We start from the raw sequence: 26,558 nt of genomic DNA, 5'->3' as shown, positions 1-26,558 counted from the left end.
CATAAATTTGCACCCACTTTGAACCAACCTCTGGCGATAGACGTGTATGTTGCTTTGAATCAAATTATTATACTTATAACTATGTCAAATTTAGTTGATTTCGTTAATAACGAATTTGTTACAAAAAAAGATTTCCCTGAGTTTGGTGCTGGTGATACAATCACTGTGTACTACGAAATTAAAGAGGGTGAAAAAACTAGAACACAGTTCTTCAAAGGTGTTGTAATCCAAAGAAGAGGAACTGGTGCTACTGAAACTTTTACAATCCGTAAAATGTCTGGTGCTGTTGGTGTTGAGCGTATCTTCCCAATCAACATGCCAGCTTTACAAAAAATTGAAGTGAACCAAAGAGGTAAAGTACGTAGAGCTCGTATCTTCTACTTTAGAGATCTTACTGGTAAAAAAGCAAAAATCAAAGAAAGAAGATACAAAAACTAATTTGTACTTTCTCAAGTATAAAAAGCCGCAACAATGTTGTGGCTTTTTTTATTGAATTTTATTCAAGATTTAAGCAAATTCACCCCATTATTTCCTTCAAATTTCCTATATTTGGCAGATTTTACAAATTATATTCAAAACAAACACATAATATCCATGTCCAACCAATCTAAAATAATGTATACCATTACGGATGAGGCGCCAATGTTGGCAACACATTCGTTTTTACCTATTGTAAAAGCCTTTACTAAACCTGCTAATATTGCAATTGAAACTAGAGATATTTCTTTAGCAGGAAGAATTTTAGCTAACTTTCCAGAATTCTTAAAAGAAGACCAAAAAGTTGGTGATGCACTTACTGAATTAGGACAATTAGCTAATACTCCAGAAGCTAACATTATTAAATTACCTAACATTTCAGCTTCGGTAATTCAATTAAAAGAAGCGATTGCAGAATTACAATCTCAAGGATTCAATATTCCTAGCTATCCAGAAGAACCACAAAACGATACTGAAAAAGAAATCAAAGCTAGATATGCTAAAGTTTTAGGTTCAGCTGTAAATCCTGTATTACGTGAAGGAAACTCAGACAGAAGAGCTCCAAAAGCAGTTAAAAACTACGCTAAAGCAAATCCTCACAGAATGGGAACTTGGGCTGCTGATAGTAAAACTGAGGTTGCTCACATGAATTCAGGTGACTTTTACGGAACTGAAAATTCTACTACAGTTGAAAAAGATGGAAAATTCAGAATCGTTTTCAATTCAGATAATGGAGCAACTACGGTTTTAAAAGATTTCGCAAATTTAAAAGCGGGTGAAGTTATTGACAGTTCAGTAATGAATCTGAATGCTTTAAAACAATTCGCAGCAACAACAATTGCAGATGCTAAAGCGAAAAACATAATGCTTTCTGCACATTTAAAAGCAACGATGATGAAGGTTTCTGATCCAATTATTTTTGGAGCTATCGTTGAAACATTCTTTGCTGATGTTTACACTAAATATGCAGAACTTTTCAAATCATTAGATATCAATCCAAATAACGGATTACAAGATTTATACAACAAAATTGCAGGAATTCCTCAAGAAGCAGAAATCAAACAAGCAATTGCTGATGCTTTAGCAAACGGTCCACGTGTGGCTATGGTGAATTCAGAAAAAGGAATCACGAATTTCCACGTTTCTTCTGATGTAATTGTAGATGCTTCTATGGCTGCTTTAGCTCGTAGTGGAGGAAAAATGTGGAATGCAGAAGGAAAAGAAGAAGATACTATCGCAATTATTCCAGACCGTTCTTATGCTGGATTCTATTCGGCTTGTATCGAAGAAATGAAACAAAATGGCGCTTTAGATCCTAAAACAATTGGTTCAGTACCGAATGTTGGATTAATGGCTCAAAAAGCAGAAGAATACGGTTCTCACGATAAAACATTCCAATTAAAAGAAAACGGAACAGTTAACGTAGAAGACGAAAATGGAAACATTTTATTATCTCAAAAAGTAGAAGCGGGTGACATTTTCAGGATGTGTCAAACGAAAGATGCTCCTATTCAAGATTGGGTAAAATTAGCGGTTAACAGAGCAAGATTATCTGATACTCCAGCTATTTTCTGGTTAGATAAAGACAGAGCACACGATAGAGAAATCATCAAAAAAGTTGAGAAATACTTAAAAGATCACAATACAACTGGCTTAGACATTCGTATTATGGATGTTAAAGATGCAATGAAAGAAACCTTACGAATCATCCGTCAAGGAAAAGACGTAATTTCAGTTTCTGGAAATGTATTACGTGATTACTTAACGGATTTATTCCCAATTTTAGAATTAGGAACTTCGGCTAAAATGTTATCAATCGTTCCATTAATGAACGGTGGTGGATTGTTCGAAACAGGTGCTGGTGGTTCAGCTCCAAAACACGTTGAGCAATTTATCGAAGAAGGCTATTTACGTTGGGATTCATTAGGTGAATTCTTAGCGTTACAAGCTTCTTTAGAGCATTTAGCACAAACACAAAACAACGCAAAAGCACAAGTTTTAGCAGATACTTTAGATGAAGCAAATGCAAAATTCTTAGCTGAAGACAAATCGCCAGCAAGAAAAGTGGGTGGAATTGATAACAGAGGTTCGCATTTCTATTTAGCTTTCTACTGGGCACAAGCTTTAGCAAACCAAACTAAAGACGCTGAATTAAAAGCAACATTTGCTCCTATTGCTGAGGCAATGACTGCTAACGAATCTAAAATTGATGCAGAATTAATTGCAGCTCAAGGTAAAGAACAAAAAATTGGTGGTTACTACCATCCAAGTTTTGAATTAACCGAAAAAGCAATGCGTCCGAGTGAAACATTGAATACAATCTTAGCTCAATTGAATTAAGATTTTTAAACACAATAAAAAAGCGACTTAAACTAGACTGCCCCCAAAATTTAAGTCGCTTTTTTTATTTCTTTTCTATTGGCTTGACATATTCAATAACAAATTTAGCTGCTACTCCAGTATTCAAATTCCAATCATTAGATGTGATTAAATTATCATTTTCATCATAAATGGCAAAAGTTGCAGTATTAGGTCCGGCCAAACCTTGATTAAGAGCTACAATATCTATAAAATTATCACCTTCTCTTAAATCAATATAGCTCGTTTTAAAATCTGAATCCAAGTTAATAACATTAACTATTGTAACATCATTTAAAATAACCCTTACTTTATCACCATCGGGATCCATGTGATCGCGTGTCATTATTTTTATAACAGGAGAACTAACTTTAAATTTTCCAAAGAAAACATCTTCCCAACTTCCTTCCTGTGCTTCTTTATTTAGTTTTTTCTTTATTTCATCTCCAGGATTCTTAAAGTCATTTTTGGAAACCATAACACTCTCTTCACCTTTCTTCTGATTTAGAATTGAATAACGTTTTAAGTAGCTATCATCATTATTTAAAACACTTTTGTAGGGTAAAGAAATAGTATTAGAAGACGACTCAACTTTTGCAGGTTCGTCCCAATTTAACTTCAGCTTTGAAGTTTTAAAAGGAGAATCTTTTTGAGCCAAAACCGACACAAATTGAAATAGAAAAAGTAAAACAAATAATTTGGTTTTCATTTGAACTGCATTGAAAGTGGTAAATTTAAAACAATTATTGATTTTTGATTACAAATTAACATTTGTTTTAAATTATTGCATATTTTTTTTGTGAAATTTGTAGTACAAAATTTACACCAAAATGGGGCTACAACTAAAACTTTATTGGATTTTATTCTTTTTTTCACTTTTGGGATTTAGTCAAGAAAAAGTAACACTAAGTGGAGTTGTTTCAGATGTTAATAACAACGAAACTTTAATTGGTGTCTCCGTTTACATTTCCGAATTAAATATTGGTACTTATACTAATGAATACGGCTTTTATTCTATTACTTTACCAAAAGGGAATTATTCAATTCAAGTTAGCTATATTGGATTTGAAACCTTTTCTGAAAAATTAGAAATCAATCAAAATGTAAAGAAAAACTTTGGTCTAAAAGAAAGTAAGCAAGAACTTAAAGAAGTTGTCATTACAGAAAACGCTTATAAAACCAATATCAAAAAACCGGAAATGAGCGTTAATAAATTAGCGATTACCACCATAAAACAAATGCCTGTTTTATTAGGTGAGGTTGATATTATTAAATCGCTTTTGTTTTTGCCAGGAGTTACAAATGCTGGAGAAGGCCAATCGGGTTTTAATGTTCGTGGTGGTGGAGCCGATCAAAATTTAGTACTTTTAGATGAAGCGACACTTTACAATACATCACATGTATTTGGTTTATTTTCGGTTTTTAATGCGGATGCTATTAAAGATTTAAAACTATATAAAGGCGGAATCCCAGCCCGTTTTGGAGGAAGAGCCTCTTCGGTTTTAGATGTGTATCAAAAAGACGGAAATAGCAATAAATTCAGTATGAATGGCGGAATTGGATTAATTTCCAGTCGCTTATTAGCTGAAGGTCCAATTGTAAAAGACAAAGGCTCTTTTCTTATAGCAGGAAGAGGTTCGTATGCCCATTTATTTTTGAAATTAACTGATAATAAAAACTCCGCTTACTTTTATGATTTGAACACTAAATTGAATTATAAAGTTAACGAAAATAACAACTTATATTTATCGGGTTATTTCGGACGCGATATCTTTAATTTAAATGAATCCTTCCGAAATATTTACGGAAATTCGACACTTAATGTGCGTTGGAATCACTTATTTTCCGATAAATTATTTTCTAACTTATCGCTCATTTACAGCAATTATTTTTACGGATTAGATTTAGATTTCATAGGGTTTAATTGGGAATCTACAATTCAAAACTACAATTTGAAATACGATTTTAAATATTACGCTACTGAAAAAACAAAGTTCAATTTTGGAGCTAATGTCACAAAATTTGATATCAATCCCGGCACCATAAAACCATTGAATGAAGAATCTTCAATTAACTACCGTCAATTGGATAAAAAATATGCTTTTGAAAATGCTTTATATGTCGATTTCGAACATAATTTAACTGATAAACTTGCTATTATGGCAGGAGTTCGCTTTAGTTCTTTTTACCGAGTAGGAGCTTCTACAGTAAACTATTACGATAACGATCAACCCGTTTTGTATGATGAAGAGTTGAAAATTTACGAAAAAGCAACTCCAACTTCTACAAGGTATTTTGGTTCGAATGAAAAAATAGCAGATTATTCCAACTTTGAACCTCGTTTTACGGTATCCTATGAAATTGATAAAGATCAATCCGTAAAAGCAGGTTATAACCGAATGGTTCAATACATGCAATTGGTTTCAAATACCGCATCACCTACTCCATTAGATGTTTGGACCCCAAGCGATAATTACATTAAACCTCAACTGGCTGACCAAGTTGTTATTGGTTACTTTAAAAATTTTAAGGATGGTGATTACACTTTAGAATTAGAAACTTACTACAAAAAAGTACAAAACCGAATCGATTATATTGATGGTGCCGATTTAATTGCCAACGAAGCAATAGAACAAGTTCTATTAAACGGAAGAATGCGCTCCTATGGTCTAGAAATGATGATTAAAAAAAATGAAGGACGTTTAAACGGATGGGTTTCTTACACATTATCACGCTCAGAACAACAAACACCTGGAAGAACACCAACTGAAATTGGAATCAATAATGGTGATTGGTATCGTTCTGCGTATGACAAAACCCATAATTTAGCAGTTACTGGAAGCTATAAATTAAATAAAAAATGGAGTTTTGGAGCTAATTTCACCCTTCAATCTGGTCAACCTGTTACTTATCCGAGCGGAAAATATGTTTTTCAAGGAGTAACTGTTCCAAGTTATAACTCTAGAAACGAAGACCGATTACCGACTTACCACAGAATGGACATTTCGGCGACTTTAACACCAAAAAAATATGAAAACAAGAAATTTAAAGGAGAATGGGTTTTTGGAATTTACAACATCTATAGCCGCTATAATGCTGCTTCCATATCGTTTAGACAAAATTCAGAAACTGGTGTAAATGAAGCCGTAAAACTTTCTATTTTCGGAATTGTGCCTTCGGTTTCTTATAATTTTAAATTTTAATTTTATGAAAAATATATTTCTATGTAGCGTTTTACTATTCCTAACATTATTTAATAGTAGTTGTGAAAAAGTAGTAGATATTGAATTAGACAATTCAGATCCAAAATTGGTTATTGATGCCATCATCAAATGGGAGAAAGGAACAACAGGTGAAAATCAAACCATAAAGTTAAGTTTAACAAATGATTTTTATACCAATGAAATTCTTCCTGCTAATGGTGCTATTGTTACCGTTACAAATAGTTCCAATGTAGTTTTCAATTTTATTGAAGTCCCAAATACAGGAGATTATGTTTGTGATAACTTTCAACCTGTAATTGGCGAAATTTATACATTAGAAATTCTATATGATGGAGAAATATATACTGCATCTAGCGCTTTATATCCTACTCCATATATCATTAATGTTCAACAGGAAACAGTAGTTGGAATTAGTGGTGAAGACGAAATTCAAATTAAATATTTCTATCAAGATAATGGAGCTGAAGAAAATTATTATCTATTAGGTGTTAAAAATCCAAACAAACAATTTCCAGAATTCGGTGTAGTTAGCGACGAGTTTTTTCAAGGAAACGTTATGTTTGGTTTTTACGGTAGTAGTGAAACGGAACCTGGGATTACGCTAGATTTAAGCGTTCAAGGCGTTTCAAAAAGCTATTATAACTACATGAATAAATTAATTGCAATTGCCGGAAGTGGTTCTGGAAATCCATTTGCAACACCACCAGCTACCGTTAGAGGAAATATTAGTAATATATCAACTAACTCAAATTATCCGCTGGGTTATTTCTTTTTGAGTGAAATTGATACGGTTAGTTATTTGGTTCAATAATCCTTCAAAAACAATTTCAATTTCAAGAACAAATATCAAAAAATGACAGTTGAAGTTGCGTTTGTTCTTGCACTTAATTTTTATTAACGATATATTTACGGCATTAAATCTAAAAAATGTCATCACACCATATTGTTCGCGACGACCAAGAACCTGCATTAATCATTGCTAATGGCGCATCCTGTAGCGAAGAATTAATGGGACAATTGTTAGAATGGTCACCATTAGTGATTGTTTTAGACTCAGCAATTGAACGTGTTTTAGAATTAGACATTAAAGTCGACGTTTTATTGGGCGATTTTGACCGAGGTTTTAAACCTGAATATTATTTAGATAAACAATATCCGTTAGAAATTGTTCATACACCCAATCAAGATAAAACCGATTTAGAAAAAGCCTTTGATTATCTTATCGAAAAAGGTCATAAAGCGGTAAATGTAATTTGGGCGACTGGCAAACGTGCTGATCATACAATTACCAACATTACAAGTATCGTTAAATTCAGAAATCAATTGAAAATAGTATTGCTTGACGATCATTCTAAAATATTTTTATTACCCAATACCTTTGAAAAATGGTATACTAAAAACACTCCTATTTCACTCATTCCAATAGGAGAAGTTACCGGAATTCATTCTTCTAATCTTTTTTATCCATTATCCAATCATTCACTAACCATTGGATATAAAACAGGAAGTAGTAATTATGTTTCCGAAGATGGAATAGTGACAATTACTCACGAAAAAGGCGATTTGTTATTAATGGAATGTTGGGATTAACTTTGTAACTTTGTACCTTACATTTTACACTTTGTACTTTAATGAAATTCCAAGTCGTATCTGAATACAAACCTACTGGTGACCAACCTCAAGCCATTGAAAAACTTTCAAAAGGCATTTTAAATGGTGAAAAATACCAAACATTATTAGGGGTTACAGGTTCTGGAAAAACATTTACCGTGGCTAATGTAGTGCAAGAAGTACAACGACCAACACTTATTTTAGCGCATAATAAAACTCTTGCAGCTCAATTATATTCCGAATTCAAGCAGTTTTTTCCAAATAATTCGGTACAATATTTTGTTTCGTATTACGACTATTACCAACCCGAAGCTTTTATTCCCGTTACCGGAACTTATATTGAGAAAGATTTATCGATTAATGATGAATTAGAAAAATTACGTTTAAGTACAACTTCCGCCCTACTTTCGGGTCGAAGAGATATTATTGTAATTTCATCCGTTTCTTGTTTGTATGGAATTGGAAATCCGGTTGAATTTCAAAAAAACGTAATCAATTTAGAAGCAGGTCAGCAAATTTCGCGTACCAAATTACTACATCAATTAGTACAAAGTTTGTATTCGAGAACCGAAGCAGAATTTGCCGCTGGAAATTTCAGAATCAAAGGCGATATTGTGGAAATCTTCCCAAGTTATGGTGATGAACCTTTCCGAATCCACTTTTTTGGAGATGAAATTGAAGAAATTGAAGCTTTTGATCCAACCACTGCAAAAGTGATAGAACGATACGAAAAACTAACAATTTATCCAGCGAATATGTTTGTGACTTCGCCTGATGTGTTACAAAACGCTATTTGGGCTATCCAACAAGATTTGGTCAAACAAGTGGATTATTTCAAAGAAATTGGCAAACATTTAGAAGCAAAACGCTTGGAAGAACGCACGAATTTCGATTTAGAAATGATTCGAGAATTGGGCTATTGCTCTGGAATTGAAAATTATTCGCGCTACCTTGACGGAAGAGAACCTGGAACAAGACCTTTCTGTTTATTGGATTATTTTCCAGATGATTATTTAATGGTGGTGGATGAAAGTCACGTTACGATTTCACAAGTGCATGCCATGTATGGTGGCGATAGAAGTCGTAAAGAAAACTTGGTAGAATATGGTTTCAGATTGCCTGCTGCTATGGACAATCGCCCACTAAAATTTGAAGAATTTGAAGCCTTACAAAATCAGGTTATTTACGTTTCGGCAACACCTGCTGATTATGAATTACATAAAACAGAAGGTGTTTATGTAGAACAAGTCATTCGTCCAACAGGTTTGCTTGACCCAATTATTGAAATTCGACCAAGTGCCAACCAAATTGATGATTTAATTGAAGAAATTCAAGTGCGATGTGAAGCTGATGAACGCGTTTTAGTTACTACTTTAACCAAAAGAATGGCAGAAGAATTAGCAAAATATTTGACTAAAGTTTCGATTCGTTGTCGCTATATTCACTCCGATGTAGATACGTTGGAGCGTGTGGAAATCATGCAAGATTTACGAAAAGGAATTTTTGATGTGTTAATTGGAGTGAATTTACTTCGTGAAGGTTTGGATTTACCCGAAGTTTCGTTAGTTGCGATTTTAGATGCCGATAAAGAAGGTTTTTTAAGAAGCCATCGTTCGTTAACACAAACTGTAGGTCGTGCTGCTCGTAACGTAAATGGAAAAGCCATTATGTATGCGGATAAAATTACCGCTTCGATGCAAAAAACCATTGACGAAACCAATTACAGAAGACAAAAACAAATCGACTACAATACCAAAAACGGATTAGCACCAAAAGCTTTGAATAAAAGTTTAGGAAGTGCATTAAGTGGTAATTCTGTTTCTACAGGTTACTTTGAAAAAGAAGCTCTAAAAGCGGCCGAACCCGAAAGTTTATACTTGAGTAAACCCGAAATTGAGAAAAAAATTAGAGATTTACGCAAAATGATGGAAAAAGCGGCTAAAGAATTAGATTTCATGCAAGCAGCGAAATTGCGTGACGAAATAAAAGTTTTACAAGAGAAAATTAAATAAAAACACATATGAGCAAAATTGAAAACATTCTAAAATTAGAAGACGAAATCAAAATCATTGAAGCTATTGGAGAAATCATTTGGCAAAAAAAAGAAGAAACAGAAGATTTCTCATCGTTAACCGATGAAGAGAAAGTATTCGTTTTTGTAGATTTATTTGAAGGTGCTATGGGAGAAGGCGGTTTTCAATTCTTTTTTAGTTCAGAAGCAGGTGATTTTGCAGAAGAATTTATCACATCGTATAAAGAAATTAAAGCATTTAAAACAGCTGAATTGATTTCAAAAGCGCTTGGCTTATTTCCAGCTAAAACTTATTCGCCTGACGTGGAAAAAAGATTAACATTCATTGAAAAAGCAGATGAAAACATCATTTCAGGTTGGGAAGACTTAGACGAATTATTTTTCGAAGACGAAACTGAAGAAGATATCGTAACGTTAATCGTAGATTATATTAAAGCCAATGAAAATCAATTTGGAGCTTAAGTGTTTTAAAATAAATTTTATACTTTTAAGTAATCAATCATAAAACAATAAAGTATGGCAACAGTAAATGTATATCTTACCTTTAATGGTAATACAGAAGAGGCTTTTAATTTTTACAAATCGGTTTTTGGAGGCGAATTTACTTATATAGGCAGATTTAAAGATATGCCAACTGATGAAAATTGTCCTCCACCAAGTGAGGAAGAAGGCAATCGCATCATGCATGTAAGTTTACCTATTAGCAAAGAGACTATTTTAATGGGAAGTGATAGTACTTCGTTTAGTGGCGATGTTACTTTTGGAAATAATTTCTCTGTATCGATAAATGCGGACAGCAAAGAAGAAGCCGATACATTATTCAACGGGCTTTCTGCAGGCGGAAACATTATTATGCCAATGGAAAAAACATTCTGGGGTGCTTATTTTGGCATGTTTACTGATAAATTCGGTATTAATTGGATGGTAAATTTCGACGAAGTTCCAGCAAACTAATTATGTTGCTCAGTAAAAACGGACAATAAAACATCTCCCTCAACCATTCGGTTTGGGGAGTTTTTCATTAAATTCAGTACGCGTTTCATAGCATACGGATTCAATCCCATGTTAATTCCAATTTCGTTGATTTTAATTTGTTCGGCATCGTGCAAAACACCATCGCAATGCATTAACAAGGCCAAACGATAAAACTGACAAATTCGGTGAAACTCATCTTTTATTACAGTAACTTCCCTTCTATTTTCAAATAACTTATGAAAAACAGTTTTCTCGATTTCTAATTCCATGGCTACCATTTCTAAAAAATCGTATTCTCTATCATGCAATTCGCCATCAATTAAGGCAAAACCTATCATTTCCTGTAATAAACTTATTTTTTCTTGGTAACTGTTCATCAAAATAGTATTTTTAAGTTTTAGATGAATTCAAATATAAAAATGAAAAAGCAGTATTTCCCATTTTTGTTCTTTTTTTTATTAACATCTCTTTCGGGATGGTCGCAAGGCAAAGTTACTTCTTTTATGATTGAAGCTCCACAATTACAGACTTCAAAGAAAATTTGGTTGTATTTACCACACAATTACAACACTTCTGAGAAGAAATATCCCGTAATTTACATGCACGATGCCCAAAATTTATTTGATAATAAAACTTCATATGCTGGCGAATGGCATGTGGATGAAACCTTAGATAGTTTAAAAGCGGAAGTCATCATTGTAGGAATTGAACACGGCAATGAAAAACGAATGGATGAACTTACACCTTATCCAAATGAAAAATACGGTGGCGGAAAAGCCGATGCTTATTTGGATTTCATTGTAACTATCTTAAAACCTCATATCGATACCAATTACAGAACGAAAACAGGTAAAATGAATACCGCTATTGCAGGAAGTTCACTTGGCGGACTCGTTTCTTATTACGCCATTTTAAAATATCCTAAAATATTTGGAAAAGCAGCTATTTTTTCTCCATCATTTTGGTTTAACAATACTATTTATACTTTGACTGAAAACACCAAAAATCTCAAAACCAAATTGTACTTTATGTGCGGTGATAGTGAAGGCGAAACCACAGTAGCCGATATGGATAAAATGGTAGACTTGGTGAACGATAAAAGATGCACTTGCATACATTTAACAAAAAAAGTAGTAATTGTTAATGGTAAACATAATGAAAAATTATGGGCGAAAGAATTTGGAAAAGCGTACCTTTGGCTCTTCTAAATGAATTAATAATTTAGAAATTGAATATTTAAAAAAGACACAGAATGAATAACAACGATATATTTAAAAAGTTACGTGTAGCCTTACAATTACGTGATGACCAAATTATTGAAATTTTGAACTTAGTAAATTTCAGAGTTTCAAAAGGCGAATTAGCAAACGTATTTAGAAGTGAAGACCATCCCAACTTTATGGAATGTGGCGATCAATTATTACGCAATTTCTTAAACGGATTAGTCATTCATTTGCGTGGCACTAAAGAAGACCCTAAAAATCCGAAAGAAGTTTTAGATCAAATTGCAAAAAACAAAGCCCCACTTTACAAAGAAGACAAGAAACCGGATTTTAAAAAAGAGGGCGAGAAAAAACCTTTTAAACCAAAAGGCACTCCCGCTAAAAAACCATTTGGACAAGGCAAACCTTCCGACAAAAAGCAAAAACCAGAAAGCCCAGTAGAACGTTTTAAGTTTAACTCTGGTAAAAATAAAAAGTAAACAAAATCCTCAAGTAATTGAGGATTTTTTTGTTTAAGAAGTTTGAGATTAATTTTTTATTTTTGAGAGACAAAATTAACGCTTCTGAGTATGGTTTAAATTGAATTTATTGATTTAGACAACTCTAAAAACATACAAAAAATGAAAAACTTCTTAACTTTAATTTTCATATTTATTTTTATAAATTCATTTTCACAAACAAAATCAAAGACCGTATATTTTGAAGTTTACTATGAAAAAGATTACCCATTAGCTGGAGGGAATATAGTTGAAAAAAAAGAAGGAAATTTAAACGAAACAACCACTGATTTTAACGGCAATGCTCAACTAATAGTTACTAATTTTAATTCAGAATTCGAACTAAGTTATACTGGTCCACATGTGATATTTAAAATTCCTGAGAAAACAGACAAAATAAAAATCAATATTGATAGAAGAAGAATTGAGTATTATTTCGAGGGTAAAGCTATTAAGCGAGAAAAAAATAAGTTAATAGGATTTTAAATAATCCATCACAATAATATAAATCACCTCAAACATAAAACAAAACCATGGCACTAATCAATCCACACATCAATTTCAACGGCAATGCCGAAGAAGCGTTTCGTTTTTACCAATCGGTATTTGGTGGCGAGTTGGCTCAAATTATGCGTTTCAAAGATTTGGCAAGTGAAGAATTTCCAGTTCCAGAAAACGAAGCCAACAAAATCATGCACATTGCATTGCCAATTGGCAACAACATTTTAATGGGAAACGATGTGCCTGAAATTATGGGTCGTGTAAATGAAAATGAAAACCGTTCCAAGATTTCCGTTAGTGCAGCAAGTAAAGAAGAAGCAGACCATTTATTCAAAGGGCTTTCAGCTGGCGGCACTGTCGAATATCCGATGAGTGATAGTCCTTGGGGTTCTTACTTTGGCATGTTTAGAGATAAATACGGCATCGAATGGATGATTAATTTTACAGGAAAATAAACAAAAATAACAGGTTCGAATTAAATTCCCATTGCCTTCTCTATTAAAAACAATTACTTAAATAATGAAATTAAAATCATTTTATATAGCGCTTTTCATACTTACTAGTGCTTTTGGGTTTTCCCAATTAAAAACCATAAAAAACAAAACTACATATCCGTTTTGGATTAATGTTCCCGAAAAAGAAAGCACGGAAAAACAACCTGTTTTAATTTTTCTTCACGGAAAAAGTCTTTCAGGAACTGATCTAAATCGTGTTAGAAGATATGGGGTTTTACGTGCAATGGATAAAGGAAAAAAAATTCCAGCTATTGTAGTTGCACCACAATTAGCTAAGGGAAGTTGGAATCCAGATAAAGTCTTAGAAGTTTTAGAATATGTAAAGATAAACTACAACGTAGATGAATCAAGAATTTATGTTTGTGGTATGAGTTTAGGTGGTTATGGTACTTTACATTTTGCAGGAAAACACGCGGATAAAATCACCGCAGCCGTTGCTATTTGTGGTGGTGGTAATGTTAGTGATGGTTGTAAATTGGCCACAATTCCACTATGGATTCAACATGGTGATGTGGATTATATTGTACCCATGTCGGAATCAAAAAAAGTAGTAGAGGCAATAAAAAAATGCGATGAGAGTGCCGATGTTACTTTAACCATTATTAAAGGTGGAAATCATGGAAATGTAGAACGTCTTTTTCATGAAGATGCTATGTATGATTGGTTATTTAAACAGAAAAGAGAATAATTATTCCTGTTTTAAAATCAAAATTTACCTCTTAAACACTTCCAAACTTAAGGTTAAATTTCTCAATAAATAATTTCATTGCTGCACTTTTAACAAAAATTGCAATATGAAATATTTACTTGTTTTGCTTTTAACTCCTTTTATCATGAATGATTTTTTACTCTTTGACTTCAATGAAAATACCAATCCTCGTGAGTGGAGAATCATAGATGATGTAGTGATGGGAGGAATTTCTGATGGAAAATTCAAAATTGACGAAAATGGAAATGGTGTATTTTTTGGAAGAGTTTCGACCGAAAATAATGGAGGCTTTTCATCGGTTCGCTATCAAATGAAAACTAAAGATATTAGTAATGTTTCCAAAGTTAATATTCGATTAAAAGGTGATGGTAAAAACTATCAATTTAGAATAAAAGACGATGTCGATTCTTATTATTCGTATATCACAACCTTTAAAACTTCAGGTGAATGGGAAACCGTTACCCTAGAGTTAAAAGATTTATATCCTTCATTTAGAGGTCAAACATTAAACTTACCCAATTTTAATGGCAAAGTTTTGGAAGAAATTGTATTTCTAATAGGAAATAAAAAAGATGAATCTTTTGAATTGAAATTGGATAAAATCGAATTAGTAAAATAAAATCGGCAGCTTAAAAAATATAGTATCTTTGCTGTATGAGTATCACATTATTATCTTCTCCTTTACAAGGATTTACCGATTTTAGATTCCGAAACGCTTTCCACAAACACTTTGGTGGCATAGACACTTTTTATTCGCCTTACATCAAATTGAATGGAAAATTGGTGGTAAAAGGTTCGTACGAACGTGATATTCTTCCTGAAAATAATGACACTTTAGAAGTCATTCCGCAGATAATTACTAATGATGCTGAAGAATTTTTATTCGTAGCTAAATATGTGCAGCAATTTGGTTACAAGGAATTGAATTGGAACTTAGGTTGTCCGTATCCTATGGTAGCCAAGTGTGGAATGGGTTCAGGATTAATTAGTAACACATCGCAAATTGAAAATATTTTAAAACGAGTTCACAATGAAACCGATATTATTGTTTCGATGAAAATGCGGATGGGTTATGAAAATCCAACCGAAATTTTAGATGTTTTCCCAATTTTAGAACAATATCCGATTAAAAATATTGCCATTCATGCGCGAATTGGTAAACAATTGTACAAAGGTGGTGTCGATTTAGATTCGTTTCAGAAATGTCTAGACACTTCCAAACAGAAGATTTATTACAATGGAGATATTACTTCGGTAGCGAAATTCAAAGAATTACAAAATCGTTTTCCTTCCGTTGATCATTTTATGATAGGCAGAAGTTTAATTGCCGATCCTTTTTTACCTTCAATGATAAAAAACAATACTACTGAATATCCGAAAAACAGATTCGAAATTTTTGAAGCTTTTCATGATGAAATTTATCAACAATATGATGCATATTTACAAGGTCCAACGCCTATTCGTATGAAAATGTTAGGCTTTTGGGAATACTTTTCAGAATCATTTTCAAATCCACAAAAGACATTCAAAAAGATAAAAAAAGCGGGAAATAGCAAGAATTACGAAGCTGCTGTTAAAGAGATTTTTAAAAATGGGTAATCAAGGACAATTACAAATTCAAAAGTCAAATCTAATTCAAATAAGTAAAACGCTCTGTGTCTCTCTTTTCAACAAAATCAAAAAACTCGGCGTATCTCTGTGTAAAACTAAATCTTAAATCGATCTCCTAATTTTTTCCCAATCAAATAAGCGATTCCAATTCCTAAAATTAAAATCCAAAGATTCATAAAGATATAAAGCGTATAAGCAATTGGATTTTCAGTTGAATTGAAGCAATAATTATCAATTAGGAAACAAAATTGTGTAGTCTCTTTAGAAAATAACGACAACGCAAAACTCATCAAAAAAGTAATTCCAATCGCCGACAAAACATAAACTACGTTTTTATTCATCGGTTTTTTGCCTGTTGGGGCAAATACATTTCGTTCTGCTTCAGTACGTTTGTTGTTCTGAAGGGACCAAATTACTTTTTTAGCTTCGTCGTCTACATTCATATCAAAAATAAATTACAAGTTCAAGGTCAAAAATCAAATTCAAGTTCAAGTTCAAAAACTATTACAAATTCAAGCGCAAAATAAGTGAAACGCTCTGTGCAACTCTAATCATCACAATCAAGGTCAAAAAAACTCGGCGAATCTCTTTGTAAATTTTAACGCAAAGGTGCAAAGTCTTTCGCAAAGTTATTTTTAAGATTATTTAAGGTCTAATCTCTGTGTAAAAAGAGACGCTTTCAGCGTGACAAGTTTGTGTGTAACAAAGCTCGGCTTTAAATTATTTTAATAAAGTAACTAATGTTGCAAAATCCACTTTTTGTTGCTCACCAGTAGCTAAGTTTTTCAATCCAAATTCTTCACGCTCTATTTCTGATTCTCCTACAATTACTGCAAATGGAATTCCTCTTCTATCGGCGTGTTTGAATTGTTTGTCAATTTTCGATTTATCAGGATATAATTCCACTTTTATTCCTTTTTGACGCAATTTACCGATGGCTTTCATCGCATACAAGGCTTCTTTATCACCAAAGTTCAAGAATAACGCTTTTGATGTCGCTAAAACGGCTTCTGGGAATAAACCTACTTCTTCCATTACCAAAGCAATTCGGTCTAAACCAAACGAAATTCCAACGCCCGACATGTTTTTCAACCCGAAAATCCCTGTCAAATCATCATAACGACCACCGCCACCAATTGAACCCATAGCGACACCTTTTGGTGCAGCGACTTCAAAAATGGCTCCTGTGTAATAATTTAAACCACGTGCTAATGTAACATCTAAATCCAAGAAAGCGGTTTGTAAACCTAAAGTCGAAACGTTATTACAAATAAATTGCAACTCGTTAACCCCTTTCATTCCTTCTTCAGAATTCGCTAATAAATTCGCTAATTTTTCTATTTTTTCATTGATAGTTCCTGTGAAATTGAACAATGGTTGTACTTTTTCAATCGCTGTTTCTGAAATGCCTTTTTCTAACATTTCTTTTTTCACACCGTCTTCACCTATTTTGTCTAATTTATCTAACGCTACCGTAAAATCAATCAATTTATCCGAAGCGCCAATAACCTCAGCAATTCCAGATAATATTTTACGATTGTTAATTTTAATCGTAACGCCACCTAAACCTAATTGCGTGAAAACCGAGTCATACAATTGCACCAACTCCACTTCTTGCCAAAGCGAATTAGAACCCACCACATCAGCATCACATTGATAAAACTCTCTAAAACGTCCTTTTTGAGGTCGATCTGCTCTCCAAACTGGTTGAATTTGGTAACGCTTGAACGGAAACTCAATTTCGTTTTGGTGTTGCACCACATAACGCGCAAAAGGAACGGTTAAATCGTAACGAAGGGCTTTTTCGGAAATATGACTTGTTAACTTCAAGCTATCTCTATTTTCTAATAAAGTAGCATCCGCTTTAGCCAAATAATCTCCCGAATTCAAAATCTTAAAAATCAGTCGATCCCCTTCTTCACCGTATTTTCCCATTAAGGTTTCTGAGTTTTCAAATGAAGGCGTTTCAATAGGTTGAAAGCCAAATTTCTCAAAATTGGTTTTTATCGTACTGAAAATATAATTGCGTTTCGCCACTTCTGCTGGTGAAAAATCTCGGGTTCCTTTTGGTATGCTTGGTTTTTGTGCCATTTTTCTAATGTGTCAATTTGAAAATGTGTCAATAAGACAATTCTGATTTTTTGTAGTGCAAATATCGAACATATTCGGCAGTATAAAAAATCAAATATATCAAAACTGAATTCTTTATAAATCTAATTGTCAAATCGAGCGAAGTCGAGATTAATTCATTATAAAATTCTCGACTACGCTCGAACTGACAAATTTCTCGCTTTAAACTGTAACAAAAAAAAGATTATTCAGTCTTATAGTCATGGTAGGATTATTTAAGGAAAATACAAAAATTGCGCTTGATTCCATTAGAAGTCAGGCTTTGCGTACTTCGTTAACGGTTATGATTATTGCTATTGGAATAACGGCTTTGGTTGGGATTCTAACGGTGGTTTCTGCATTAGAAAATACGATATTGAAAGATTTTGCTTCCATGGGAGCGAATACTTTTTCTATTAGTCAATACGATTTTTCTTCTGAAATCAATCAAAACGATACGGAGCAACGTGTTAATCCTATCATCAGCTATCCCGAAGCAAAATCGTTTCAAGATAAATTTAACTTTCCGTTTACTACTACTTCCCTATCCTTTACAGCTGGTTCAGCCATCGAGGTAAAATACGGAGAAAAGAAAACCGATCCTGAAATTTCGGTTTTAGGTGTGGATGAAAATTTTTGTCCAAATAAAGGTTTAGAAGTCGTAAAAGGGAGAAATTTTAATTCCTTCGACATATCTAACAATAATTACGTTTGTATTTTAGGTTCCGATTTTGAAAAAGGATTATTTGAAAACATTAATCCAATTGACAAAACGATTTCGATTCGTGGAGCTAAATTTAAGGTGATTGGAGTTTTAAAAGAAAAAGGTTCAACGTTTGGAAACAGTCAGGATTTACGTGTTTTGATTCCAACACAAGTAGCACGTTCATTATTTTCTGCTCCGAATATCAATTACGATTTAGACGTTATGGTGATGAACGAAGGTTTATTAGATGAAGCGGTGGATGATGCAATAATAACGATGCGAAGAGTTCGTAAATTGAGTCCGGTTGAAAAAGATAATTTCGGAATTGAACGAAGCGACGATTTGATTCAAACCTTACTTTCCAACACAGCAGTATTGGCAATTTCGGCTTGGGTAATAGGAATTATTACGGTTTTTGGTTCTTCAATTGCGTTGATGAACATCATGTTGGTTTCCGTTACCGAAAGAACGCGTGAAATTGGTGTTAGAAAATCGCTTGGCGCGAAACGAAGTACAATTGCGTGGCAGTTTTTCACAGAAACTTTAGTCATTGGTCAATTAGGTGGCGTTGTTGGAATCATCTTAGGAATTTTAATCGGATTTGGAATTGCATCTGCAATTGGATTTTCATTCACAATTCCATGGATGGCAATTATAGCGGCTTTCATTACAACGTTTATTGTAACGATTGTTTCTGGCTTATATCCTGCAATAAAAGCATCGAAATTAGATCCTGTGGAAGCGTTGCGATATGAGTAATTAGTTTTTTTTACTTTTCACATCTTATCATTCGATCATTTCCGTAAATATCTTTTTTCAACTCGATATTTTTGAAACCTAGATTTTGCAACAATTCAACGGTTTCTTTCCCTAAATATTGATTGATTTCGAAGAATAATAATCCGTTTGGAGTTAAGTTTTTCAACGCCAGTTGTGCTATTTTTCTATAAAAAAGTAAAGCGTCGGTATCTTCCACAAATAGCGCTAAATGTGGCTCGTATTCCAAGACATTTTTCTTGATTTCTTCTTTTTCCAAATTACGAACATAAGGCGGATTTGACACAATGATATCGAAGGAAGTTGGGAGTTGGGAGTTGGGAGTTGGGAGTTGAGATAAATCTTCAACTTCTAATATGTTAGTTTGAATAAAATTGATTTCAACCTTATTTGATATTGCATTTCTTTTTGCTACTTCTAATGCTTTTTCGGAAACATCAATAGCTGAAACATTAGCTTGTGGTAAATTAGCTTTCAACGAAATTGGAATACATCCTGAACCAGTTCCGATATCTAGAATATCAAACTTTTGACTTTTGACTTTTGACTTTTGACTTTCAATAATCCATTCAATAAGTTCTTCCGTTTCTGGTCTTGGAATTAAGGTGTTTTCATTCACTTCAAATCGCAACCCATAAAACCAAGTTTCACCCATGATGTATTGAATGGGCTTTTCTTGTTGTAAATCCGCTAAAATAATATTCCACTTTTCAACTTCTGCATCTGAAAGTTCAAAATTCGGATTCAAAGCCAAATCAACTCGCTTTAAATTATGCAAATACTCCGTTAAGATGAAAAAGAAACTTTCGATTTCTTGTTCGTCTTGACTATTTTTTAATGAATCGAAAAAGTGGGTTTTGTATTTTTTTAGTAGCATAAGCTAAATTGGTCTTAATTCTTAATTCTCAAATCTTAATTCTACAATTTCTTAGTCATCCAAACTTCACAGCTGTTATGACCTGTATTTCCCATTGGACCATCTATATTTTCAAAACCTATTCTTTTGTATAATTTTTGGGCGGTTGTCATGAAAGATAAAGTTTCTAAATAACAGATTTCAAATCCTTGTTTTTTTAGCAAATTCCAAGCACTTTTCAATGATTTTTTCGGCATAACCCGTTCCTCTGATTTCAGGAGCAAAGTACATTTTTTGTAATTCACATACAGATGCATCTGCATTTTCTAGAGGTGTAACTCCGCAACCACCAACCACTTTTCCCTCATGTTCCACCACATAATAAACAGAACGTGGCGCTTGATATACTTCATATAACGTATCTAAAATTGGGTCGGCATAAGCTGTTCCTACTTTTGGCGCATCGAGTTCATGAAAAATATCGCGAATTACCTTTGCAATCGACACATTATCTTTTTGTTGGATTTCTCTAATTAACATAGCATTTTTATTGTTGGGTAAAATTACATAAATTAACTTGAGATTGTTTTAAACATAGAAGTCATTTAAGTTTTTTTACCTTTTCATAAGATTTAAAAAGCACATAAAAGAAGACAAAAAACTTATACAAGCTTAAAAATTAACTCCTTAAACATTTTCAAACTTATATGACATATATGTTTAATTTTATACTCTTAAAAATACTACTTTTGTATTATGACGACGCACGAAATTTACATGAAACGCTGTATTGAACTCGCTAAAAATGGTTTGGGAACGACGTATCCAAATCCGTTAGTGGGAAGTGTAATTGTTCACGATGGTAAAATCATTGGCGAAGGTTGGCACAAAAAAGCAGGCGAACCTCATGCGGAAGTCAATGCTGTGAATTCGGTAAAAGATAAATCGTTATTGAAAGAAGCTACGATTTACGTGAGTTTAGAACCGTGTAGTCACTTCGGAAAAACGCCTCCGTGTTGCGATTTAATTATTGCGAATGAAATTCCGAATGTAGTTGTTGGAACCGTTGACCCTTTTGCAAAAGTGGCTGGAAATGGCATCAAAAAACTAGTTGAAAGTGGCAAAAATGTAACCGTTGGTATTTTAGAAGACGAATGCAACGAACTCAACAAACGTTTTTTTACCTTTCATCAAAAACAAAGACCTTATATTATTTTGAAATGGGCGGAAACAGCTGATGGCTTTATTGCTCCACTTTCGAAAGAAGAAAAAGTTCCCGTTTGGATTACAAATCCATATTCCAGACAATTGGTTCACAAATGGCGTACGGAAGAACAAGCTATTTTAGTGGGAACCAACACCGTTTTAGACGATAATCCAAAATTAGATGCCCGAGATTTTTCAGGAAATTATCCGATTCGAATTGTGTTGGATAAATCAGGAAAAATTTCTGAAAACTATCACGTTAAAAATAATTCCCAAAAAACAATTTTTATTACGGAAAGCGAAAATTTCATTTCAACTGAAAATTGTATCTATGAAAATGCTATCTTTGATATTCACCTAATTTCTTCAATTTGCGATATTTTGTATAAAAACGACATACAATCCGTTATAATTGAAGGAGGAAGTAAAACGCTGCAATCCTTTATAGATGCGAATTTATGGGATGAAGCACGTGTTTTCAAAGGAGACACAACATTTCAAAACGGCATATTAGCCCCAAATATTTCCGGAAATCCGGTTGCTGGTTTTGACATAATGAATGATGAACTTAAAATTTTCAAGAATTATGATTGAAGCAATTATTTTTGATTTTGGCGATGTATTTATCGATTTGAACAAACAAGCAATTGATTCTGAATTTAGAAAACTAGGCTTAACCGCTTGGCATGATGATTTAGACACTTTGAATAAAAAGTACGAAATTGGAAAAATTGACGAACTTGAATTCATACAAGGTTTTCAAAAACATCTACCAAATGCTGATTTAACAGAAATTAGAGCCGCTTGGAATTCTATTTTGGGCGATTTCCCCTTGTATCGCTTGGAATTTTTACAAATGATTTCTTCAAGATATCGCTTATTTCTTTTAAGCAATACCGATCATACTCACATTGAGAAATTTGAACATAAAGAAGGACAAACGTTTGCTCGCGATTTTTACAGTTGTTTCGAAAAAGTGTATTTCTCCTATGAAATTGGTTTAAGAAAACCAGATGAAAACGCTTTCAAATATGTAATCAACAACCATAATTTGAATCCAAAAAAAACACTATTTATCGACGATAAAAAAGAAAACACCGATGTTGCAGAAAAACTTGGACTTCAAGTTTGGAATCTAAAACCTGGAACAGATGATGTTACCCAAATTTTTGATAAAAAAATAATATACTAATCCGTGATTTATTTACTACTAAGCATTTTATTTAATGCTGTCCTTTTTGTTATTATTAAATTATTCGCCAAATTCAATATTGATGCCTTACAAGCTTTAGTAGTAAATTATTTTGTAGCATTTTTGGTCGGACTTTTCTTTTTAGATTCGAGTATTGTACCAACAGAAATTATTAGTGAAGATTGGTTTAAAGGAAGTCTTCTTTTGGGATTTGTTTTTATCTCTACTTTTTACGCTACTACCCTAACTTCGCAACGAAACGGACTTTCGGTGGCTTCGGTGGCATCTAAAATGTCGGTAATAATTCCTATTTCATTAGGTGTAATTTTATATAACGAAAACCTTGGTTTTATTAAAATTATTGGGATTTTGTTAACATTAATAGCAGTATATTTTACTTCAAAAAAAGAAACTGGCGAAGTGCAACAAGCTTCGAATCTCCTCTATCCTATTTTGGTGTTTATTGGGGCCGGAACTATTGATGCGAGTTTAAAATACTTGCAAACATTCCATGTACCGTCGAATAAAATCGGTTTGTTTTCCTCAGTAACTTTTTTCTGTGCTTTCACTGTGGGAATACTAACGATACTATTTCTAACCCTTCGCGGAAAAATTCAATTTGCTGGAAGAAATATTTTGGGCGGAATTGCATTAGGTTTACCCAATTATTTTTCGTTGTATTTCTTAGTCAAAATGTTAGAAGCAAAAGCGTTTGAAAGTGCTACTTTATTTACCATTCATAACATTGCTATTGTAATTGTTTCTACCTTTGCAGGCATCCTTTTCTTCAAAGAAAGAATTTCCATGCGAAATGCTTTCGGAATTGGATTAGCACTATTTGCCTTATTGTTAGTTACCTATTAAAATGGATTTTCCAGAAAAAGACACGTATAAAACCATTGCAACTGCTTCTGAAGAAGTACTATATAAAGAAAAGAATAGTAAATTCTTTGGCTACGCTTTTCCTGTAACTACTGAAGAAGAAATCAAAGAAATTTTAGAACGTTTACGAAAAGAGCATTTTTCAGCGCGTCATTGGTGTTATGCGTATCAAATTGGAACTGAGAAAATTCAATACCGTGCTAATGATGACGGCGAACCAAATAATAGTGCTGGAATGCCAATCTACGGACAAATTCAGTCGTTTGAAGTTACCAATATATTAGTTGTAGTAGTTCGTTATTTTGGTGGCGTAAAATTGGGCGTTGGTGGATTAATTTCTGCTTACAAGATTACAGCCCAAATGGCATTGGAAAATTCTGAAATTGTAGAGCGAACCATTGACAAACATTTTATTATTTCTTTTGGATATGCCAACATGAATAAAGTGATGCGCATCATCAAAGAGAAAAATCTGCAAATTGTTTCTCAAAAAATGGAAATGGATTGCGAAATCGAAATTGCTACCCGAAAAAAAAATGTCCAAAATTTATTGGACACTTTTGAAAATTTATACGAAATAAAACTAACCGAAATTTAAACTTCAAGAAACGAATTTATCTTCTCGGAAACATAACTTGGGGGCAAAATTGGACGTCCAGTTTTCATATCAACAAACACTAACATTGAGTAACCCGTTGTTAATAACTCATTTGCTTCATTATAGATTTCATAGTCAAATTCTATCTTCACTGAGGTCTGACTTTTTAATATTGTCTTAACAGTCAACAAGTCATCATAACGAGCTGGCTTTTTGTAATTCATTGTCAATGAAACCACAGGAAGCATAACGCCGTTTTCTTCCATCCATTTATACGAAACCCCTAAATTTCTTAGCCATTCCACGCGTCCCATCTCAAAATACTGTGCATAATTTCCGTGATAAACTACTCCCATTTGGTCTGTTTCCGCATAACGCACACGAACTTGAAACTGATATTCTCTCATATTAAATCTATATTAAATTAACATTAAAAAAATCCTCTTAGGCTTACAATATTTTTTTTTAAAAATCAAGTCTAAAAAAATTTTTTTTACAAAAAATTGTTCACATATTTGCTAACCCAAATTAACCGAACAGAATATCCATTCTGTTCACTTTTGTAACCTATTACAAAACTAAAATAAACAAGTAATAATTAATTGAATTTATGACGAAAACTGCGCAATCGGTATGGAACAACTGTCTGTCTTTCATAAAAGACAATATTCAAGATCAAGCTTACAAAACTTGGTTTGAACCTATTCAGTCAGTTGAACTAAACGATAACGCGTTATCTATTCAAGTACCTAGTAAATTCTTCTACGAATGGTTAGAAGAACACTATGTAAAATTATTAAAAGTAGCCCTAACTAAAGAATTAGGACCAGGCGCAAAGTTATTGTATAAAATTAAAATGGAAAACACTTATGGCAATAAACTTCCATTTACTGAGCAAATTCCGAGTTACAACAGAACCGCGGTAAAACCTCAGGAAGTAGATGTGCCAATTGTGAATAAAAATCCAGAATTAAAAAACCCGTTCATCATTCCTGGAATTCGAAATTTAAAAATCGAATCGCAATTAAATGCTAATTATAGTTTTGATAATTTCCTTGAAGGAGATTCAAACCGTTTAGCAAGAAGTGCAGGTATGGCAGTTGCCAACAAACCAGGCGGAACTTCCTTCAACCCATTATTAATTTTTGGTGGAGTTGGATTAGGAAAAACGCACTTAGCTCACGCTATTGGGGTTGAAATCAAAGATAAATATCCAGAAAAAACCGTGTTGTATATTTCGGCTGAAATATTTACACAACAATATATTGATTCGGTTAAGAAAAACACGCGTAACGATTTTATTCATTTTTATCAATTAATTGATGTTTTGATTATCGATGACGTACAATTCTTATCGGGTAAATCAGGAACGCAAGATGTATTTTTCCACATCTTCAACCACTTACACCAAAACGGAAAACAAGTAATTCTTACTTCTGACAAAGCACCAGTGGACATGCAAGATATTGAGCAACGCTTACTATCTCGTTTCAAATGGGGATTATCAGCAGAATTACATCAACCCGACTACGAAACACGTATTTCAATTTTGAAAAACATTTTATTCCGTGATGGAGTGGAAATGCCAGAAGAAATTATCGAATACGTTGCTAAAAATATTAAATCTAATGTTCGTGAACTAGAAGGCGCTATTATTTCATTAATCGCTCAATCTTCTTTCAACAAACGTGAAGTTACTATTGATTTAGCTAAGCAAGTAGTTGAAAAATTCGTTAAAAACGTAAAACGTGAAATTTCAATTGATTATATCCAGAAAATTGTTTCGGATTATTTCCAATTGGATGTTGAAACGTTACAGTCAAAAACTAGAAAACGTCACGTGGTACAAGCCAGACAATTAGCGATGTTCTTTGCTAAGAAATTCACGAAAGCTTCTTTGGCTAACATTGGTTCGCAAATTGGAGACAGAGACCACGCAACGGTTCTTCACGCTTGTAAAACAGTTGATAACTTAGTTACTACTGACAAACAATTCCGTAAATTCGTTGACGATATCAACAAGAAGTTATCGCTATAATTCATGGCTACAAAAATCTTAATGGTTTGCTTAGGAAATATTTGCCGTTCTCCTTTGGCAGAAGGCATTATGCGCTCTAAACTTTCCGAAGATTTTATAGTTGATTCTGCTGGTACTGGCGGTTGGCATGCTGGAGAATTACCCGATAAACGTTCCATTTCAACTGCTAAAGGTAGAGGTTTAGACATCACCAATCAAAGAGCAAGACAATTCAAAAGAAGTGACTTTGATACTTTTGACCATATTTTTGTGATGGATAATTCCAATTACAAAGATGTTTTGGCTTTAGCTCCAAATGAAGAAGCTAAATCAAAAGTCAAACTGATTCTAAACGAAATTTTTCCAAACGAAAATGTCGATGTTCCCGACCCATATTATGGAGGTCAAGACGGATTTGAAAACGTTTTTGATATGTTAGACCAAGCTTGTGAGGAAATCGCAAGAAAACTTAAGCAATAATA

The 26,558-nt window shown here is 33.2% G+C and carries 29 protein-coding genes; 22 read left to right on the top strand and 7 right to left on the bottom strand.

What is annotated here, in order from left to right; genetic code table 11:
- Positions 1 to 81 precede the first annotated feature (81 nt).
- Positions 82 to 438 carry a 50S ribosomal protein L19 gene (gene rplS / locus ACE3PD_RS05970; protein ID WP_374400529.1) on the top strand — a complete coding sequence of 119 codons (357 nt, stop codon included), beginning with the start codon at positions 82 to 84 and terminating at the stop codon, positions 436 to 438.
- 156 nt (positions 439 to 594) lie between these two features.
- Positions 595 to 2,817 (top strand): NADP-dependent isocitrate dehydrogenase, encoded by a 2,223-nt coding sequence (locus tag ACE3PD_RS05965; RefSeq protein ID WP_374400528.1) that lies wholly within the window; start codon positions 595 to 597, stop codon positions 2,815 to 2,817.
- A gap of 64 nt (positions 2,818 to 2,881) precedes the next feature.
- On the opposite strand, the gene ACE3PD_RS05960 is transcribed toward ACE3PD_RS05965, so the two are convergent.
- Positions 2,882 to 3,544 carry a hypothetical protein gene (locus tag ACE3PD_RS05960; RefSeq protein WP_374400526.1) on the bottom strand — a complete coding sequence of 221 codons (663 nt, stop codon included), beginning with the start codon at positions 3,542 to 3,544 and terminating at the stop codon, positions 2,882 to 2,884.
- Between the two features lie 121 nt (positions 3,545 to 3,665).
- On the opposite strand from ACE3PD_RS05960, the gene ACE3PD_RS05955 reads away from it, so the two are divergent.
- The 6 genes from ACE3PD_RS05955 to ACE3PD_RS05930 all read left to right on the top strand — a co-directional run bounded on the left by ACE3PD_RS05955 (position 3,666) and on the right by ACE3PD_RS05930 (position 10,656).
- Entirely contained in the window at positions 3,666 to 6,038 is a 2,373-nt protein-coding gene (locus ACE3PD_RS05955) for a carboxypeptidase-like regulatory domain-containing protein (RefSeq protein WP_374400524.1), read from the top strand.
- A 4-nt stretch (positions 6,039 to 6,042) separates the two neighbouring features.
- Positions 6,043 to 6,870, top strand: coding sequence for a DUF4249 domain-containing protein (locus tag ACE3PD_RS05950; protein ID WP_374400522.1), 828 nt, complete (start codon positions 6,043 to 6,045; stop codon positions 6,868 to 6,870).
- A 116-nt stretch (positions 6,871 to 6,986) separates the two neighbouring features.
- A complete protein-coding gene (locus tag ACE3PD_RS05945) occupies positions 6,987 to 7,649 on the top strand; it encodes a thiamine diphosphokinase (protein ID WP_374400520.1) in 663 nt (220 codons plus the stop codon).
- A 41-nt stretch (positions 7,650 to 7,690) separates the two neighbouring features.
- Positions 7,691 to 9,682, top strand: a complete 1,992-nt coding sequence (gene uvrB, locus ACE3PD_RS05940) for an excinuclease ABC subunit UvrB (RefSeq protein ID WP_374400518.1) — start codon at positions 7,691 to 7,693, stop codon at positions 9,680 to 9,682.
- Between the two features lie 8 nt (positions 9,683 to 9,690).
- Positions 9,691 to 10,164, top strand: a complete 474-nt coding sequence (locus ACE3PD_RS05935) for a DUF4375 domain-containing protein (RefSeq protein WP_374400515.1) — start codon at positions 9,691 to 9,693, stop codon at positions 10,162 to 10,164.
- Between the two features lie 54 nt (positions 10,165 to 10,218).
- On the top strand, positions 10,219 to 10,656 hold the full coding sequence (locus tag ACE3PD_RS05930; protein ID WP_374400513.1) for a VOC family protein: 438 nt from the start codon (positions 10,219 to 10,221) through the stop codon (positions 10,654 to 10,656).
- Here ACE3PD_RS05930 and ACE3PD_RS05925 read toward each other — a convergent pair.
- Entirely contained in the window at positions 10,653 to 11,054 is a 402-nt protein-coding gene (locus ACE3PD_RS05925; RefSeq protein ID WP_374400511.1) for an excinuclease ABC subunit B, read from the bottom strand. The genes ACE3PD_RS05930 and ACE3PD_RS05925 overlap by 4 nt on opposite strands.
- A gap of 42 nt (positions 11,055 to 11,096) precedes the next feature.
- On the opposite strand from ACE3PD_RS05925, the gene ACE3PD_RS05920 reads away from it, so the two are divergent.
- The 7 genes from ACE3PD_RS05920 to ACE3PD_RS05890 all read left to right on the top strand — a co-directional run bounded on the left by ACE3PD_RS05920 (position 11,097) and on the right by ACE3PD_RS05890 (position 15,721).
- Positions 11,097 to 11,885 (top strand): alpha/beta hydrolase, encoded by a 789-nt coding sequence (locus tag ACE3PD_RS05920; protein WP_374400509.1) that lies wholly within the window; start codon positions 11,097 to 11,099, stop codon positions 11,883 to 11,885.
- Between the two features lie 44 nt (positions 11,886 to 11,929).
- Positions 11,930 to 12,379: a DUF1456 family protein gene (locus ACE3PD_RS05915; protein WP_374400507.1), complete on the top strand. Its 450-nt coding sequence runs from the start codon at positions 11,930 to 11,932 to the stop codon at positions 12,377 to 12,379.
- Between the two features lie 141 nt (positions 12,380 to 12,520).
- A complete protein-coding gene (locus tag ACE3PD_RS05910; protein WP_374400505.1) occupies positions 12,521 to 12,883 on the top strand; it encodes a hypothetical protein in 363 nt (120 codons plus the stop codon).
- A 47-nt stretch (positions 12,884 to 12,930) separates the two neighbouring features.
- Positions 12,931 to 13,353: a VOC family protein gene (locus ACE3PD_RS05905; RefSeq protein WP_374400503.1), complete on the top strand. Its 423-nt coding sequence runs from the start codon at positions 12,931 to 12,933 to the stop codon at positions 13,351 to 13,353.
- A 64-nt stretch (positions 13,354 to 13,417) separates the two neighbouring features.
- Positions 13,418 to 14,101, top strand: a complete 684-nt coding sequence (locus ACE3PD_RS05900; protein WP_374400500.1) for a prolyl oligopeptidase family serine peptidase — start codon at positions 13,418 to 13,420, stop codon at positions 14,099 to 14,101.
- A gap of 106 nt (positions 14,102 to 14,207) precedes the next feature.
- The gene (locus ACE3PD_RS05895; protein WP_374400498.1) at positions 14,208 to 14,741 is read left to right on the top strand and encodes a CIA30 family protein; all 534 of its coding nucleotides are present in this window, start codon (positions 14,208 to 14,210) and stop codon (positions 14,739 to 14,741) included.
- A gap of 35 nt (positions 14,742 to 14,776) precedes the next feature.
- Positions 14,777 to 15,721: a tRNA dihydrouridine synthase gene (locus ACE3PD_RS05890; protein ID WP_374400497.1), complete on the top strand. Its 945-nt coding sequence runs from the start codon at positions 14,777 to 14,779 to the stop codon at positions 15,719 to 15,721.
- Positions 15,722 to 15,828: 107 nt separating this feature from the next.
- Here ACE3PD_RS05890 and ACE3PD_RS05885 read toward each other — a convergent pair whose 3' ends face one another.
- Positions 15,829 to 16,176, bottom strand: coding sequence for a hypothetical protein (locus tag ACE3PD_RS05885; protein ID WP_374400495.1), 348 nt, complete (start codon positions 16,174 to 16,176; stop codon positions 15,829 to 15,831).
- Between the two features lie 277 nt (positions 16,177 to 16,453).
- On the bottom strand, positions 16,454 to 17,824 hold the full coding sequence (gene hisS, locus ACE3PD_RS05880) for a histidine--tRNA ligase (protein ID WP_374400493.1): 1,371 nt from the start codon (positions 17,822 to 17,824) through the stop codon (positions 16,454 to 16,456).
- A gap of 241 nt (positions 17,825 to 18,065) precedes the next feature.
- Between hisS and ACE3PD_RS05875 the strand changes: the two genes are divergently transcribed.
- Positions 18,066 to 19,307, top strand: coding sequence for an ABC transporter permease (locus ACE3PD_RS05875; protein ID WP_374400491.1), 1,242 nt, complete (start codon positions 18,066 to 18,068; stop codon positions 19,305 to 19,307).
- Positions 19,308 to 19,317: 10 nt separating this feature from the next.
- Here ACE3PD_RS05875 and prmC read toward each other — a convergent pair whose 3' ends face one another.
- Together prmC and ACE3PD_RS05865 are read right to left on the bottom strand one after the other, a co-directional pair.
- Positions 19,318 to 20,202 carry a peptide chain release factor N(5)-glutamine methyltransferase gene (gene prmC, locus ACE3PD_RS05870; protein ID WP_374400490.1) on the bottom strand — a complete coding sequence of 295 codons (885 nt, stop codon included), beginning with the start codon at positions 20,200 to 20,202 and terminating at the stop codon, positions 19,318 to 19,320.
- A 180-nt stretch (positions 20,203 to 20,382) separates the two neighbouring features.
- On the bottom strand, positions 20,383 to 20,721 hold the full coding sequence (locus ACE3PD_RS05865; RefSeq protein WP_374400489.1) for a GNAT family N-acetyltransferase: 339 nt from the start codon (positions 20,719 to 20,721) through the stop codon (positions 20,383 to 20,385).
- A 216-nt stretch (positions 20,722 to 20,937) separates the two neighbouring features.
- Here ACE3PD_RS05865 and ribD point away from each other — a divergent pair, with 216 nt between their 5' ends.
- Genes ribD through ACE3PD_RS05845 form a run of 4 tightly spaced genes read left to right on the top strand, consistent with a single transcriptional unit; the run spans position 20,938 to position 24,059 of the window.
- Positions 20,938 to 21,981: a bifunctional diaminohydroxyphosphoribosylaminopyrimidine deaminase/5-amino-6-(5-phosphoribosylamino)uracil reductase RibD gene (gene ribD / locus ACE3PD_RS05860; RefSeq protein WP_374400487.1), complete on the top strand. Its 1,044-nt coding sequence runs from the start codon at positions 20,938 to 20,940 to the stop codon at positions 21,979 to 21,981.
- A complete protein-coding gene (locus ACE3PD_RS05855; protein WP_374400484.1) occupies positions 21,974 to 22,579 on the top strand; it encodes an HAD family hydrolase in 606 nt (201 codons plus the stop codon). Before ribD ends, ACE3PD_RS05855 begins: the two co-directional genes overlap by 8 nt.
- Before the next feature lie 3 nt (positions 22,580 to 22,582).
- Positions 22,583 to 23,443, top strand: coding sequence for an EamA family transporter (locus ACE3PD_RS05850; protein ID WP_374400482.1), 861 nt, complete (start codon positions 22,583 to 22,585; stop codon positions 23,441 to 23,443).
- Position 23,444: 1 nt separating this feature from the next.
- A complete protein-coding gene (locus ACE3PD_RS05845) occupies positions 23,445 to 24,059 on the top strand; it encodes a YigZ family protein (RefSeq protein ID WP_374400480.1) in 615 nt (204 codons plus the stop codon).
- Here ACE3PD_RS05845 and ACE3PD_RS05840 read toward each other — a convergent pair.
- Entirely contained in the window at positions 24,056 to 24,466 is a 411-nt protein-coding gene (locus tag ACE3PD_RS05840; protein WP_026724815.1) for a thioesterase family protein, read from the bottom strand. The genes ACE3PD_RS05845 and ACE3PD_RS05840 overlap by 4 nt on opposite strands.
- A gap of 203 nt (positions 24,467 to 24,669) precedes the next feature.
- Here ACE3PD_RS05840 and dnaA point away from each other — a divergent pair, with 203 nt between their 5' ends.
- Together dnaA and ACE3PD_RS05830 are read left to right on the top strand one after the other, a co-directional pair.
- Positions 24,670 to 26,097, top strand: a complete 1,428-nt coding sequence (gene dnaA, locus ACE3PD_RS05835) for a chromosomal replication initiator protein DnaA (RefSeq protein WP_026724816.1) — start codon at positions 24,670 to 24,672, stop codon at positions 26,095 to 26,097.
- Between the two features lie 3 nt (positions 26,098 to 26,100).
- Entirely contained in the window at positions 26,101 to 26,556 is a 456-nt protein-coding gene (locus tag ACE3PD_RS05830; protein WP_374400478.1) for a low molecular weight protein-tyrosine-phosphatase, read from the top strand.
- The last annotated feature ends 2 nt before the right edge of the window (positions 26,557 to 26,558 follow it).

This window comes from Flavobacterium sp., assembly GCF_041911335.1.
GTDB lineage: Bacteria > Bacteroidota > Bacteroidia > Flavobacteriales > Flavobacteriaceae > Flavobacterium.
This window is presented reverse-complemented; position numbering and strand designations above follow the sequence as displayed.